Source organism: Ruegeria sp. B32, from assembly GCF_025141855.1.
Classification (GTDB): Bacteria; Pseudomonadota; Alphaproteobacteria; order Rhodobacterales; family Rhodobacteraceae; genus Ruegeria; species Ruegeria arenilitoris.
In genome coordinates this window covers 2,155,613-2,169,112 of sequence record NZ_CP081106.1, presented here as the reverse complement: position 1 = coordinate 2,169,112, position 13,500 = coordinate 2,155,613, and the positions used below count along the sequence as shown (strand labels likewise).

General features: G+C 61.5%; 17 protein-coding genes. 4 read left to right on the top strand and 13 right to left on the bottom strand.

Annotated features, from left to right (window positions below):
• Nucleotides 1–2 precede the first annotated feature (2 nt).
• Genes K3752_RS11000 through K3752_RS10990 form a run of 3 tightly spaced genes read right to left on the bottom strand, consistent with a single transcriptional unit; the run spans nucleotide 3 to nucleotide 3,419 of the window.
• Entirely contained in the window at nucleotides 3–1,361 is a 1,359-nt protein-coding gene (locus K3752_RS11000) for a glutamine synthetase family protein (protein ID WP_170366502.1), read from the bottom strand.
• On the bottom strand, nucleotides 1,361–2,041 hold the full coding sequence (locus K3752_RS10995; RefSeq protein WP_260063243.1) for a type 1 glutamine amidotransferase: 681 nt from the start codon (nucleotides 2,039–2,041) through the stop codon (nucleotides 1,361–1,363). Before K3752_RS10995 ends, K3752_RS11000 begins: the two co-directional genes overlap by 1 nt.
• A 58-nt stretch (nucleotides 2,042–2,099) precedes the next feature.
• Nucleotides 2,100–3,419, bottom strand: coding sequence for a glutamine synthetase family protein (locus K3752_RS10990; RefSeq protein WP_170358523.1), 1,320 nt, complete (start codon nucleotides 3,417–3,419; stop codon nucleotides 2,100–2,102).
• A gap of 274 nt (nucleotides 3,420–3,693) precedes the next feature.
• Between K3752_RS10990 and K3752_RS10985 the strand changes: the two genes are divergently transcribed.
• Nucleotides 3,694–3,981, top strand: coding sequence for a hypothetical protein (locus K3752_RS10985; protein ID WP_170337839.1), 288 nt, complete (start codon nucleotides 3,694–3,696; stop codon nucleotides 3,979–3,981).
• 25 nt (nucleotides 3,982–4,006) lie between these two features.
• On the opposite strand, the gene K3752_RS10980 is transcribed toward K3752_RS10985, so the two are convergent.
• The 10 genes from K3752_RS10980 to secG form a co-directional block, all read right to left on the bottom strand.
• Nucleotides 4,007–4,813 carry an ABC transporter permease gene (locus K3752_RS10980; protein WP_005982159.1) on the bottom strand — a complete coding sequence of 269 codons (807 nt, stop codon included), beginning with the start codon at nucleotides 4,811–4,813 and terminating at the stop codon, nucleotides 4,007–4,009.
• The gene (locus K3752_RS10975) at nucleotides 4,810–5,697 is read right to left on the bottom strand and encodes an ABC transporter permease (RefSeq protein ID WP_260063242.1); all 888 of its coding nucleotides are present in this window, start codon (nucleotides 5,695–5,697) and stop codon (nucleotides 4,810–4,812) included. The genes K3752_RS10980 and K3752_RS10975 overlap by 4 nt, the downstream gene beginning before the upstream one ends.
• Nucleotides 5,698–5,777: 80 nt before the next feature.
• Nucleotides 5,778–6,527 (bottom strand): transporter substrate-binding domain-containing protein, encoded by a 750-nt coding sequence (locus K3752_RS10970; protein ID WP_093962541.1) that lies wholly within the window; start codon nucleotides 6,525–6,527, stop codon nucleotides 5,778–5,780.
• A gap of 32 nt (nucleotides 6,528–6,559) precedes the next feature.
• A complete protein-coding gene (locus tag K3752_RS10965; RefSeq protein ID WP_093962540.1) occupies nucleotides 6,560–7,336 on the bottom strand; it encodes an ABC transporter ATP-binding protein in 777 nt (258 codons plus the stop codon).
• Nucleotides 7,337–7,464: 128 nt separating this feature from the next.
• Nucleotides 7,465–8,208 carry a phosphate/phosphite/phosphonate ABC transporter substrate-binding protein gene (locus K3752_RS10960; protein WP_260066301.1) on the bottom strand — a complete coding sequence of 248 codons (744 nt, stop codon included), beginning with the start codon at nucleotides 8,206–8,208 and terminating at the stop codon, nucleotides 7,465–7,467.
• A gap of 5 nt (nucleotides 8,209–8,213) precedes the next feature.
• Entirely contained in the window at nucleotides 8,214–8,651 is a 438-nt protein-coding gene (locus K3752_RS10955; RefSeq protein WP_093962539.1) for a TerB family tellurite resistance protein, read from the bottom strand.
• 20 nt (nucleotides 8,652–8,671) lie between these two features.
• Nucleotides 8,672–9,121 (bottom strand): TerB family tellurite resistance protein, encoded by a 450-nt coding sequence (locus K3752_RS10950; RefSeq protein ID WP_170340012.1) that lies wholly within the window; start codon nucleotides 9,119–9,121, stop codon nucleotides 8,672–8,674.
• Nucleotides 9,122–9,160: 39 nt separating this feature from the next.
• Nucleotides 9,161–9,454: a DUF1330 domain-containing protein gene (locus tag K3752_RS10945; RefSeq protein ID WP_170363112.1), complete on the bottom strand. Its 294-nt coding sequence runs from the start codon at nucleotides 9,452–9,454 to the stop codon at nucleotides 9,161–9,163.
• A gap of 80 nt (nucleotides 9,455–9,534) precedes the next feature.
• Entirely contained in the window at nucleotides 9,535–11,178 is a 1,644-nt protein-coding gene (locus K3752_RS10940; RefSeq protein ID WP_260063241.1) for a CTP synthase, read from the bottom strand.
• A gap of 160 nt (nucleotides 11,179–11,338) precedes the next feature.
• On the bottom strand, nucleotides 11,339–11,704 hold the full coding sequence (secG, locus tag K3752_RS10935) for a preprotein translocase subunit SecG (protein WP_093962537.1): 366 nt from the start codon (nucleotides 11,702–11,704) through the stop codon (nucleotides 11,339–11,341).
• A gap of 150 nt (nucleotides 11,705–11,854) precedes the next feature.
• On the opposite strand from secG, the gene nthA reads away from it, so the two are divergent.
• Genes nthA through K3752_RS10920 form a run of 3 tightly spaced genes read left to right on the top strand, consistent with a single transcriptional unit; the run spans nucleotide 11,855 to nucleotide 13,466 of the window.
• Nucleotides 11,855–12,469: a nitrile hydratase subunit alpha gene (gene nthA, locus K3752_RS10930; protein ID WP_260063240.1), complete on the top strand. Its 615-nt coding sequence runs from the start codon at nucleotides 11,855–11,857 to the stop codon at nucleotides 12,467–12,469.
• Nucleotides 12,466–13,143: a nitrile hydratase subunit beta gene (nthB, locus tag K3752_RS10925; RefSeq protein ID WP_260063239.1), complete on the top strand. Its 678-nt coding sequence runs from the start codon at nucleotides 12,466–12,468 to the stop codon at nucleotides 13,141–13,143. The genes nthA and nthB overlap by 4 nt, the downstream gene beginning before the upstream one ends.
• Nucleotides 13,140–13,466, top strand: coding sequence for a nitrile hydratase accessory protein (locus tag K3752_RS10920; protein ID WP_260063238.1), 327 nt, complete (start codon nucleotides 13,140–13,142; stop codon nucleotides 13,464–13,466). The genes nthB and K3752_RS10920 overlap by 4 nt, the downstream gene beginning before the upstream one ends.
• Nucleotides 13,467–13,500: the final 34 nt, after the last annotated feature.

Sequence of the window (13,500 nt, the reverse complement as noted above, 5' to 3'; positions counted from 1 at the left end):
GCTCAGACGTTCAGCAGCAGGTGTTCACGCTCCCACGGCGATATCACCTGCAGGAACTCCTCGTACTCGGCGCGTTTGACGATGCTGTAGACGCGGGCGAACTCGGCGCCCAGAACCTGATGCAAGGCTTCGGCCTCGTCGAACAGATCCAGCGCGTTGCCCATGACCTGCGGGATGTCGCCGTCACCTTCGTAGGCGTCGCCATAGAACTGACGGCGCGGCCGGTCCTGATTGACCAGGCCAAGATAGCCGCAGGCCAGCGACACGGCGATGCCCAGATAGGGGTTGCAATCCATCCCGGCGATGCGGTTTTCCACCCGGCGGCTGTCGGGGCCTGACAGTGGCACGCGGATGCCCGTGGTGCGGTTGTCGCGCGCCCATTCCAGGTTGATCGGGGCGGCGTGGTCCTTGACGTAGCGCCGGTACGAGTTGACGTAGGGCGCCATCACCGCCAGCCCGGCGGGCAGGTGCAGTTGCAGACCGGCGATGAAGTTGTAGAACGCGTCCGTCTCGCCGCCCTGAGGCCCTGAGAACAGGTTCTTGCCCGTCTCCATGTCGATGATCGAGTGATGGATGTGCATGGCCGATCCCGGTTCATCCTCGATCGGTTTGGCCATGAAGGTGGCAAAGCAGTTGTGGCGCAGCGCAGCCTCGCGGATCAGGCGTTTGAAATAAAACACCTCGTCGGCCAGCTTGACCGGGTCGCCATGGCGCAGGTTGATCTCAAGCTGACCGGCGCCGCCCTCCTGGGTGATGCCGTCGATCTCGAACCCTTGTGCCTCGGCGAAATCATAGATGTCGTCGATCACAGGGCCGAATTCATCCACGGCGGTCATGGAATAGGCCTGCCGCGCGGCAGCCGGACGGCCCGAGCGGCCCATCATCGGCTCGATCCCCTTGGCCGGGTCCACGTTGCGGGCAACCAGAAAGAACTCCATCTCGGGCGCGACAACCGGTTTCCACCCTTTGTCCTTGTACAGCTGGACCACGCGTTTGAGCACGTTGCGCGGGCTGAACGGAATCGGATCGCCGTCGCGGTCATAGGCGTCATGGATCACCTGAAGGGTCCAGTCACCGGTCCACGGTGCCGCCGAGGCCGTGCTGAAATCGGGCTTGAGGATCATGTCGCGTTCGATGAACCCATCCTCACCCGCGGCCTCACCCCAGTCACCAGTGATGGTTTGGTAGAAAATGCTGTCGGGTAGATGGAAATAGGCCTGCTTGGCGAATTTCGATGCCGGAACTGCCTTGCCGCGGGCAATCCCCGGCAGGTCTGAGATGATGCATTCGACCTCGTCCAGCCGGTGCCCTTCGATGTAATCCCGTGCTGCTTGTGGAAGTTGGTCTGTCCAGTCGGCCATCAGGCCCTCTCTTTCTTCAGGAACTTTGCCATGAAACGCCCGATATTGGCGTTGTCATCCGGAGCGTTCCATCGGGTTTTTGCGTCGTCCATCAGGGCGTCGGGCACCACGCCTTTACCGCGTGTCTCCATGAGGCCCTGAATGAAATCGTTGGAGTATTCGGGATGTGCCTGCACCGTCCAGATCGTGTCCCCGTAGGCAACCATCGCGTTCTTGCAGAACGCGTTGCTACCCAATAGCTGGGCGCCGTCGGGCAAGGCCGTCACCTGATCCTGGTGCCATGCGTTCAATGACACCTTGCGCCCGTCATAGTCATACTCCGTGCGTCCGATCGCCCAACCCTTGCCGAACTTTTCAACCTTGCCGCCCAACGCCTGAGCGATGATCTGGTGGCCGAAACAGACCCCGATCAACGGTTTCCGTGCCGCTTGGATCTCGCGGATCAATTGCTCGAGCTTGGGGATCCACGGATGATCTTCGTAGGCGCCATGACGCGAGCCGGTGATCACCCATCCATCGCAATCGCTTGCGCTGTCGGGGAACACATCATCCACCACCGCATAGGTCACGAACTCGAAATCGTTGCCGTCCAGAAGCTGTTGAAACATCAGGTCGTAGTCGCCGAACGATCGTTCCAGCGGTTCGGGCGCGTGGCCGGTCTGCAGTATGCCGATTTTCATGAGTCACCAAATTTGATCAAATTCAATCTACCCGAGTCTCGATCCACGGGCAAGAGGATCATACGGACTCCAGATAGCTCAGCCAGTGACTGTCGGGGTCCATGTCGGCAAAGCGTGCGGATTCCTGCCTTTTGGTCATCACCATGTTTCGGATCAGATCCTCGGAGAAGATGCGCGCGATGATCGGGTCCGTCTCGAATGCCGAAATGGCCGAATCCCAGTCCCCCGCCAATTGCAGTAGCCCTTCGATCTCGTAGGCATTTCCCGTGATCGGGGGCGGGGGTTGAAGGCCGTCCTCGATGCCGATCAGAGCCGCGCCCAGAACCGCGGCCAGCATCAGATAAGGGTTGATGTCGCCGCCGGCCACGCGGTGCTCGATCCGGCGGGCAGCGGGCGCACCGCCCGGAATGCGGATTGCCGCGGTCCGGTTCTCATAGGCCCAGGCCGCGCCTGTGGGGGCATGGGCTCCGGGCACGAGCCGCGTGTAAGAATTGCCATGCGGAGCAAAGATCAGCGTGCTGCCGGGCATGGCGGCCAGACAGCCGGCGACGGCAGAGCGCAGGATTTCGGTCCCTTCACGCCCGCCATTGTCAAACACGTTGCGTCCCTGGTCATCCAGCACGGAAAAATGCACATGCATTCCGTTCCCAGCATCATCGGCATAGGGTTTGGCCATGAAGGTCGCGGTAAAGCCGTGCTTGCGGGCCAACCCACGGGTCAATGCCTTGAAAAGCCACGTATCATCGGCGCAGCGCATGGCATCCTGATGGTTCAGATTGATTTCGAACTGGCCGATACCGCTCTCTGAGATTGCCGTCTGGGCGGGAATCCCCATTTCGGCGCACCCGTCATAAAGTTCGGTGAAAAAGGCGTCGAAGGCGTCCATTTCGGCCATCGACAGCACCGCCTCGCCGCGTAGCCGACGGCCGGTGACCGGATTGTGCGGGGGCTTTGGTTGCACATCCGAGGAGTCAAGCAGCGTGAACTCCAACTCGGTCGCGGCAACAACTTTCCATCCGCGCTGGGCATAGCGCGACAGGACTGCGGCCAGCGCGTGGCGGGGGTCGCTGGCAAAGGGGGTGCCGTGATCGTCGTACAGGCACATCGGCACCAGCGCCGTGGGTGTGGTCAGCCAGGGCATCGGCACCGGGCCGCGCTCGGTCGGGCGCAGTACGCCATCGGCGTCGCCGGTTTCGAACACCAGCGGGCTGCCCTCGATATCGGCGCCCCACAGATCGACGTTCAGCGCCGAAAACGGCATGCGCACCGCGCCGCTGTCCAGCTTGTCGGCGTAAGACGGGGGCACGCGTTTGCCGCGCATCTGGCCGTTCAGGTCACAGGCGGCGACGCGAAATGTATGCAGGGCGGCAAGGTCCATCTGGGGCTCCGTAGCTGTGCTGCGGCAAACCTAGTCGAGCTTTTTGCCCTTGTCACGATATTTGATCAAATTATTCAGGCAACAATCTCGGGCACGGCAGGAATAAACGAAACATCAGGATATGTACCCATTCCAGCACCTGCATTGCACGGTTTTTACAACTTCGATCGGCCGGCTCGGATCAACACTCGGTTGCGTATTTGTGGGAATCGCGAGGGCTGGGTTACGCTTTGATCCGCAGTCAGGAAAGTTTTCACAAGAAAGGAATGTTCGGATGTCGGAAAGAGATGTTTACGTCGAAAAAGCCAAGGCCATGCTGGACCAGTGGAACGCCGAAATCGACAAGACCAAGGCAAAGATCGACGAAGCCGCGGCAGACAGTAAAATCCAGTACCAAAAGCAATTAGAAGAGATGCGGGCGCAGCGGGACAAGGCCGAAGCCGAATTGAAGGAAATGCGCAAGGCCAGTGACGCAGCCTGGGCCGATATGAAAGCCGGGTTCGACAAGGCATGGGACAACATGTCCGAGGCTTTTGACGCTGCGATGGCGCGCTTTAAGTGAAACGACAGTTAAAGGTCTTGGCGCCTCAGCGCGCCAGGTTCAGGCGGAACCGCATCTTGGCCTTGCGCGCCACCGGCAGGTGCCGGTTCAGCCGCTTGTTGATCAGGCCGAACACGCCCACGATCACCAGCGTCAGCAGGATGAAATAGAACGCCAGGATCGGGTAGGGGACGAATGGATTGAACGTCTTGTCGGCGAAATAGCTGGCATAATACAGCGCGTCCCCGCGTTGCTGCCAGGCTGGGAAGGCCGAGAAGAAGACCAGCGTTGTGGCATGGAACAGGAAAATCGCCTCGTTCGTGTAGGCGGGCCATGCCAGCCGCAGCATGGTAGGCCACACGATCCGGCGGAAGCGCGACCAACCCGACATGCCATAGGCATCGGCGGCCTCGATATCTCCCTTGGGAATCGACCGCAGCGCACCATAGAAGATCTCGCCCGAATAGGCGGCGGTGTTCAGGAAAAGCACGATCAACGCCCCCAGCCAGGCCGAGGTGAAGGCGTCGAACATCGGGTAGGTCTTCTTGAGCGACAGGAACAGGAAGTAGGCAAAGAAGAACTGGATGAACAGTGGCGAGCCGCGGAAGATGAAGATGAACCATTCGGAGGGTTTGCGCAGCCACTTGCGGCTGGACGCCTTGCCCAGGGCCACGGCCGTGGCCAGGAAGAACCCGGTGGCCAGTGCCATCACGCCGAAATAGATGTTCCAGATCATCCCCGAGCCGATCAGGGTGAACTGTTCGCACAGGGTGAAATCGCTGCGCGGCAGCAGGCGCTCGCCGATGCCGATCGAACGCAGGCCGTAATCCTGGATGGTCTGCAGGCAGCTCATGCGGTGGTCTCCTTGCGCAGCAGCTCTCCGCCCGATGTGGCCTGGCCATGCGACAGGCGGCGCATCAGCCGTTCGAGGCCGATCTCGGAAACGCGGGTCATGCCAAGGTAGAAAACCAGCAGGAACAGGAAGTACCACATGCGCCAGTCGCCATGCGGATAGGCGGTGAATTTCGAGGTCTTGGTGCCGCCCAGCTCGCGCGCCCAATAGACGATGTCCTCGACCCCCAGCAGGAACAGCAGGGGCGTGGCCTTGATCAGCACCATCCACAGGTTCGACAGGCCGGGCAGGGCATAGACCCACATCTGCGGCACGAGAATGCGCCAGAAGGTCTGGCGGCGGGTCATGCCATAGGCCTCGGCGGTTTCAAGCTGCGCAAGCGGCACGGCGCGCATACCGCCGAACAGAACGTTGGCGGCGAAGGCACCGAACACGATCGAGAAAGTGATGACGGCCAGGAAAAAGCCGTAGGTTTCGTGCACCCATTCCGGTGCGGTGCCCAGCGGCAGCTTGGCGGCGGGGCAGACGAGAAAGTCGTTGCCCTGGCGGATCGGATCGGTCCAGTCGGGACACAGCACCTGATGCCGCATCCACTCGAGCCCCTGGTCCAGGGCGATCACGAAAAACAGGAAAAACGCAATATCGGGCACACCGCGCACGATGGCGATATAGCCTTTGCCCAGCCAGCCCAGCGGCGGGAAATGCGACCGCGCCGCCATTGCCCCCGCAAAGCCGAAAGCCAACGCCACCGGGGCCGTCACCGCCAGCAAGGCCAGAACCTTGATGAACGACAGGTAGAACGACCAGTGCACGCCGTTGGTCAGATAGCATGAAAACCAGCGGAACGTGCCGAGCGTGTCGGGATCAGCGCAGTAGGAAAACATGGGGCGTCTTTCGAACGTCGGGTCCGGCGCGGGCCGGGGTGGGTTCGGCGCGTGTGGCGCCGAACCGCAGGACCGGATGCTTAGTTGGTGACGACCGAGCCGTCAGGTGCGTAGGTGGCGGTGTCTTCACCAAACCACTTTTTCAGCATCTCGTTCAGGGTGCCGTCCTCTTTCATCGAGGTGATGGCGGCATCGAACTTGCCGCGCAGTTCGGCATCGCTTTCGCGCAGGCCCATGCCAACGCCACCGCCGAGCGGAACCGGATCGCCGACAAAGACCAGTTCGCCATTCGATTCCTCAACCAGCGGCACCAGGTAGTCGCGGTCGGCCAGAACGGCATCAGCCTCACCGTTGCGCACGGCGGCGATGGTTTCCTCGGGCGTTGCGAATTCAACCAGAGTTGCGCCCGACTCGGCCACGTGGCCAGCCTGGATGGTGGCGGTCTGTGCGGCGACGACGCCGCCGGTCACGTCAGCATCCGCCGAAGTTGCGACATAGGCCGAAGCGGTCGGCGGATAGTAGTCCTGGGTGAAGTCGATGACCTCGTCACGCTCGGCCGTGATCGACATGCCCGCGATGATGGTGTCGTAGTTGCCCGAGACCAAGTTCGGAATGATCGAATCCCAGTCGTTCTTGACCCATTCGCATTCCAGCTGAGCGCGTTTGCACAGCTCGTCGCCGACCTCACGCTCGAAGCCGTCGATCTCGCCGGCGTCGTTGATGAAGTTGTACGGAGGATAGGCGCCCTCGGTGCCCATGCGGACCGTGTCGGCCATGGCCATACCAGCGCCAAGCGCCAGCGCTGCAGTGGTCAGAATCAGGTTTTTCATTGGTAACTCCCCTGTTTGGTTCTGTCCTGATTTTACGCCGCCTTTGTGGCGGAGAGAAAGCCCCGAAGCCTTTCGGATTCGGCAGCAGTGAAAATATCTTCGGGCGAGCCTTCTTCTTCAATCAGGCCCTGGTGCAGAAACACCACGTGGCTAGAGATGTCGGCCGCCATCTGCATGTCGTGCGTGACGATGATCATGGTGCGGCCTTCGGCGGCCAGATCCTTGATCACCTTGATCACTTCCTGTTCCAGCTCGGGATCCAGCGCCGAGGTCGGCTCGTCGAACAGCAGCGCCTCGGGCTCCATGCACAGGCCTCGCGCGATCGCGGCGCGCTGTTGCTGGCCGCCCGACAGTTGCGCGGGATAGGCGTCGCATTTGTCGCCGATGCCAACTTTGTCCAGGTATTTGCGGGCGCTGTCCTCGACCTCGTGCCGGTCACGGCCCAACACGGTGATCGGGGCTTCCATCACGTTCTGCAGGATGGTCATGTGAGCCCAAAGGTTGAACTGCTGGAACACCATCGACAGGTTGGTACGGATGCGCAGCACCTGCTTGGGATCGGCGGGGCGGCGGTGATCGCGGGTTCCCGTCCAGCGCACCGGCTCACCTTTGAACAGGATTTCGCCCTCCTGGCTGTCTTCCAGCAGGTTGCAACAGCGCAGGAGGGTGGATTTGCCCGACCCGGATGATCCGATCAGCGACACCACGTCGCCGCGATGGGCGGTGATGTCCACTCCTTTGAGGACTTCGAGATTGCCAAAGCTTTTGTGCAGGTTCTTGATCTCGATGACGGGAGTGCTGTCTGTCACGGGTCGTCCTGGTGTTGTTGATTGCGTTGGTGCGGTACTAGGGCCGAAAAACAAGAGCAATGCAATGCGCAAATGACAAGTTCAAGTCCCGAAACCTCCGATTCGGCCACGGTCAGTGGTCAAATTGGTCAGCTTTCAGGCAGCAACGCCGCAGGCGATGGCGGGTTGGGAACGGCAAGGTAGAGATCGGCTGCAATGTCGATCAACCCGCGGATGTGTAGCGCTGCGCGATCTGCCGGGGAAAGGTCTGAGATCGCGGCGCGAACCGCGGTGGCGACCGGGACCGGATCGCGCGTGATCGCAGTGATGTAGGGCAACGCCGGGGTGGGGCGCGTGGTTGCCACCGGGCGCAGGCGCTTGCCCAGATCGGTATGCTCTTGCAGCAGCACCCATGTCAGCGCGTCCAGCGATGCGAAATCGGCATGTCCATCGGCCACGGCCTGCGCCGACAAAGCGTGTCCACCGGTTTCCAGCAGGCGCGCCGGAGCAATGCCCAGTTCGGACAGATGCGTGACCGGCGCGGCCCAACCCGATTGGGACAGCGCCTCGTTATAGGCAAAAATGCCGGCCGCCAGTTCAGGCAGATCGCGCGCGTCATCGGCGTGGGCCACGAAAACCGAGCAGTAGTGTCCCGGCGGACAGCCCGGCAGGTCATAATCTGGAGTGCCGACCAGATGCACCTTGCCGTGCAGGCGCGTGCGATAGGGCATGCCGCAGGTCTGGGCAAAGACAAGGTCAGGGTCCTGCCAGATCTCCCAGAAATCGCGATCACGGGTCAGATGGTTCGGACCTTCGCCCAAATGTGCGCGAATCAAACTCCAAAAGCGATCGTTGGCCGGTTGCAAAGCGGGCATGTCGTACATGCCCAGCATCGCCGTCACGATTTGGCGGCCTTCTGCCGGGCTAGAGCTGAATCCACGTCGCTGACGCCCAGGAGGCTGACGACCAGCCGCAGCAGCGAGTCCTCGTCCTGCGAGCGCTGACCGTCAGCCAGCGCCACCGACCACAGCGCCTGAACCACGCCGAGGCGATGGTCGTACGGCACCGCATCCTTGATCGCACGGGTAAAGCGGACGGTATCAGGGGCCTCGGCCTCCAGATCTTCGGCCTGGGCGCGCAGCCCTGCGGCCTCGAACGGGGACAGGCCGTAGCGCTCGGCCAGAACCTTGTCGATGCGCGACATCTCGGTATCGGCATAGTCATCATCGGACCGGGCAAGGCGAACCAGCAGGGCGGCCAAGGCCAGCCGGGCGTCGTCATCGGTCAGTGGGTCGGGTTGCGGCTGGGTCAGCCGGGACAGGAAGGCGTTGAACATGGCCTAGATATAGCCGTCACTCAGCCCGCGTCCAAGCGGCTTTGCACCCGTTCGCGCGCGGCCTGGCTGTCATTGTAGCTGAGGCCCATTGCGATACGCGCTTCTTCGACGATCTTGATCTCGCCCTCGTCCGAATTGCCGTCGGCCAGCACAACCTCCCAAAGGGCCTCCATCGCGGCCAGACGTTCGTGCAAATCCGTCGTTTCGCGGATCAGTTTGCCGAAGGTATCCGTGTCGGGGGCTGCGGCGTGCAGCTTCTCGCAGGTGGCGCGCACCTTGGCGGCTTCGATCGCGTTGTGCTGGTACAGCCGTGCCAGGATGCGGTCGATCAGGCTGATTTCCTCGATCTTGTAGTCGCGGTCGGCCTGCGCAACACGCACCAGCAAAGCGCCAAGCGCCAGTTCCGCATCGGGGTCCGGCAGCGTGGTCTGTTGAGGAGGGCGCAAAGCCTGCAGGAAGTTCTTTAGCAGTGGCATTGGGGAATCCGTATTTCTGTCACCGTGTCCGTGCTAGGCGTCATACCCTTCGATGATCACCAGATCACCGGATGAAACTGGATCGCGCAAGGCTTTTGCCTTTTGGTACAGGTCGCTTTCATAGCAGGCCAGGGCGGCCTCGTAGCTGGGAAATTCGATAACGACGGTTCGCGCCCGCGCTGCGCCTTCCCGCACCTGACGATCTCCACCGCGGACCAGAAAACGGGCACCGTATTCGGCAAACGCCTCGCCATTGGCAGCGATGTAGGTCTTGTAGGTCTCCATGTCGTCTACATCGACATGGGCCACCCAGTATCCTTTGCTCACGCGGTCTGCTCCTTTTGTCCGTTCCGGCTCAAACTGAACCGGAACGCTTTGCAAAGCAAGACCAAGCCGTACAGTCCGCCTCAGACCAGACGTGACGTGTCCTTGGCCGCGCGAACGAAGTCGCGGAACAACGGGTGCGGATCGAAAGGTTTGGATTTCAGTTCCGGGTGGTACTGCACGCCGATGAACCACGGGTGATCCGACCATTCGACGATCTCGGGCAGGCGTCCGTCGGGTGACATCCCCGAGAAGTTCAAACCCGCTTTCTCAAGCTGTTCGCGATACTTGGTGTCCACCTCATAGCGGTGGCGGTGTCGTTCTTCGATCTGGGTGCTGCCATAGACCTCGGCCACTTTCGAGCCTTCGGTCAGAACCGCGTTGTAGGCACCCAGACGCATGGTGCCGCCCTTGTCGTCACCAACCTTGCGTTCGATCTTGGCGTTGCCCTGAACCCATTCCTTGAGGTGATAGACCACCGGTTCAAAGCGTTTTTTGCCAGCCTCGTGGTCGAATTCCTCGGACCCCGCGCCGGAAATGCCGGCCACGTTGCGCGCGGCCTCGATCACTGCCATCTGCATGCCCAGACAGATGCCCAGATACGGCACCTTGTGTTCGCGGGCATATTGCGCAGCCTTGATCTTGCCTTCGGTGCCGCGCTCGCCAAAGCCGCCGGGCACCAGAATGGCGTGGAACCCTTCCAGATGCGGGCCGGGGGCTTCGGTGTCGAAGATCTCGGCATCGACCCACTCAACCTTGACCCGGACGCGATTGGCCATGCCGCCATGGGTCAGCGCCTCGGCGATGGACTTATAGGCGTCTTCCAGCTGGGTGTACTTTCCGACGATCGCGACCTTCACTTCGCCCTCGGCGTTGTGGATGCGGTCGCTGACGTCTTCCCACTTCGACAGGTCGGGCTTGGGCGCCGGGCTGATCTGGAATGCGTCAAGCACGGCCTGATCGAGACCTTCGCGGTGATAGGCCAGCGGCGCGTCGTAAATGGTCGAGAGATCCTGCGCGGCGATTACCGCGTCGGGGCGCACGTTGCAGAACAGGGCCAGCTTTTCGCGCTCTTTCTGCGGGATCGGTCCTTCGGAACGGCAGACCAGAATGTCGGGCGCCAGGCCGATTGAGCGCAGTTCCTTGACCGAGTGCTGGGTGGGCTTGGTCTTCAGCTCGCCAGAGGCCTTGATGTAAGGCAACAAGGTCAGGTGCATGAAAATGCACTGGCCGCGCGGTTTGTCCTGGCTGAACTGGCGGATGGCTTCAAAGAAGGGCAGGCCTTCGATGTCGCCCACGGTGCCGCCGATCTCGCACAGCATGAAATCGACCTCGTCCTCGCCGATGGCGATGAAGTCCTTGATCTCGTTGGTCACGTGCGGGATCACCTGAATGGTCTTGCCCAGATAGTCGCCGCGGCGTTCCTTTTCCAGAACGTTTGAATAGATCCGCCCCGAACTGACCGAGTCGGTCTTTCGTGCGGCAACACCCGTGAAGCGCTCGTAGTGTCCCAGGTCCAGGTCGGTCTCGGCCCCGTCGTCGGTGACGAAAACCTCACCATGTTCGAACGGCGACATCGTGCCGGGATCGACATTCAGGTAGGGATCCAGCTTGCGCAGCCGAACCGAGTATCCCCGAGCCTGCAGAAGCGAACCCAGAGCAGCGGACGCCAGCCCTTTGCCCAAGGATGAAACAACACCACCAGTGATGAAAATAAATCGTGCCATGTTTCTTCGGCTGCCCCCGTGAGACGTCAACATCAACTGCCCGGCGGTTCCAAAAAACCGCAGCATCACGGGACTTCACGTATAAAGGATTCGCGCAAAAAGCGCAAGAGAACCGCAAGATGCTGTTGTGGTTCTCTTTCAGATTTCTAGGTTTTGTGGATCAGTCGGCCTGTGGGATCAGCGGCGCGTTGTCGCCCTGCGCCGGCGGCAGCAGGTCCTCGGCCGAGGGAACAGCAGGTGTGCTCTCTTCGGTCGCGTCCTGAGCCGGAACGCCAAGTCGGTCGATGACCGAGCTTCCAGCCGATTTTTCCGCGGCAAGAATCGTCAGGGTGATCGAGGTGACGATGAAGCAGGCTGCAAGGATCCAGGTCACCTTTGCCAGTGCCGTCGTTGCCGAACGTCCTGCAATGGCGCCACCGCCGCCGCCACCCATGCCCAGGCCACCGCCTTCGGACCGCTGCAGCAGAACAACGGCGATCAGGCCCAAAGCCAAAAGAAGGTGGATGATGAGAACGACGTTTTCCATGGTGTTCCTGTGCGGCGTGGCGTGTATCGCCGGGTACTTAAGCAAGTTTGAGGCCGGGGGCAAGCCACGAGTTGCCATCACCGCCGGGGATTGTGCCGAACAGGCCAAATGGGGCTGGACACACGGCGGTGCCTGGCTCAGGCTGCGGCCATGCCACATGACGACCACGACCACCCGCACGCGTTGCTGCCCCCGGACCCCGCTTTGCGCGTCAAAGCGCTTGAGACGATCCTGACCCGCAAGGGTTTGATCGACCCGGCCGCTCTGGACGAGATCATCGACACCTATCAGAACCGGATCGGTCCGCAGAACGGTGCGAAGGTTGTCGCCAAAGCTTGGGCTGACCCGGAGTTCAAACGCGCCCTGCTGGACGACGCCACGCCTGTGCTCTCTGAGATGGGATTTTATGGCCGGCAGGGCGAACATATGGTCGTGGTCGAGAATACTCCCCAGACGCACAACATGGTCGTTTGCACCTTGTGCAGCTGTTACCCATGGCCGCTGTTGGGTATTCCCCCGGGCTGGTACAAATCTGACGCATACCGCGCCCGTGCCGTGCGCGAGCCGCGCCGCGTCCTGGCTGAGTTCGGAGTTGAACTGCCCGAAGGTACAGCGGTTCGTGTCTGGGATTCGACCGCCGAAATACGGTATCTGGTTTTGCCCATGCGCCCGGAAGGCACTGACGATCTGAGCGAAGGGGACCTCGCCGCGCTGGTCACGCGCGACAGTATGATCGGTACGGGTTTGCCGAAGGTGCCAGCATGACCCGTGTCCACGACATGGGCGGGCGGTTCGGCGACGGGCCGGTGCGTCCCGAGCCTGAAGACGCGCCGGTTTTTGCCGAAGACTGGCACGCGCGGGCCCTTGCCGTGACACTGGCTGCGGGCGCGTTGGGCCAATGGAACATCGACACGTCGCGCCATGCGCGGGAAAGGCTGTCCCCCAAGGACTATGCCCGGTTCAGCTATTACGAGAAATGGATTTCGGCCCTGGCCGACCTTTTGGTCGAGACCGGAGTTCTGCGGATCGAGGATCTGCGCGGGCAGGGCGTTGACGAGCCACATCCGCTTGCTCCGCGAAAACTGCCGGCAGATGCGGTGGCCAGAGTTCTGGCCAAAGGCGGACCGGCCGATCGCCCGTCGAATACCCCTGTCGCTTTTGAGGTCGGCCAGACCGTTCGCACGCTGCGCCCTTCTGCCAATCGTCTTGTTGATGGGGGACACACGCGGCTGCCCGCTTACGGCGCGGGCGCGACCGGACGAATTTTGCGGTTTCACGGCACACATGTCTTGCCGGACGCCAGCGCGCATGGCCTGGGTGAAGCGCCCGAGCCGCTTTATGCCGTTGCTTTTCCCGCGTCGGAACTGTGGGCCGATCCCGAACACCCGGATGACGAGGTGATTCTGGATATCTGGCAAAGCTATCTGGAACCCGCATGAGCATCTGTCCCGATCACAATGCCCCAAGTCCGGTTTTTGAGAACCCCTGGCACGCTCAGGTGTTTGCGGTGACGGTGGCGTTGAGCGAGGTCGGCCGGATTTCCTGGACCGATTGGGCCGCCCGGTTCTCCGAGACTTTGCGGCGCCACGGGCTGAACCGCGAGCTGGACGGGGGCGATGACTATTTCATGGCCTGGCTCGAAACGCTCGAGTCGGTTTTGGCCGAGCAGGAAACGGCATTGCCCGAAGAAGTCCACGTAATGCGCGTAGCTTGGGAGGCGGCGTATCTGAAGACGCCTCACGGAATGCCGGTACGCCTGTAGCGCAAGTTGACTTTCAAGGTGTTGCCCGTTCCGG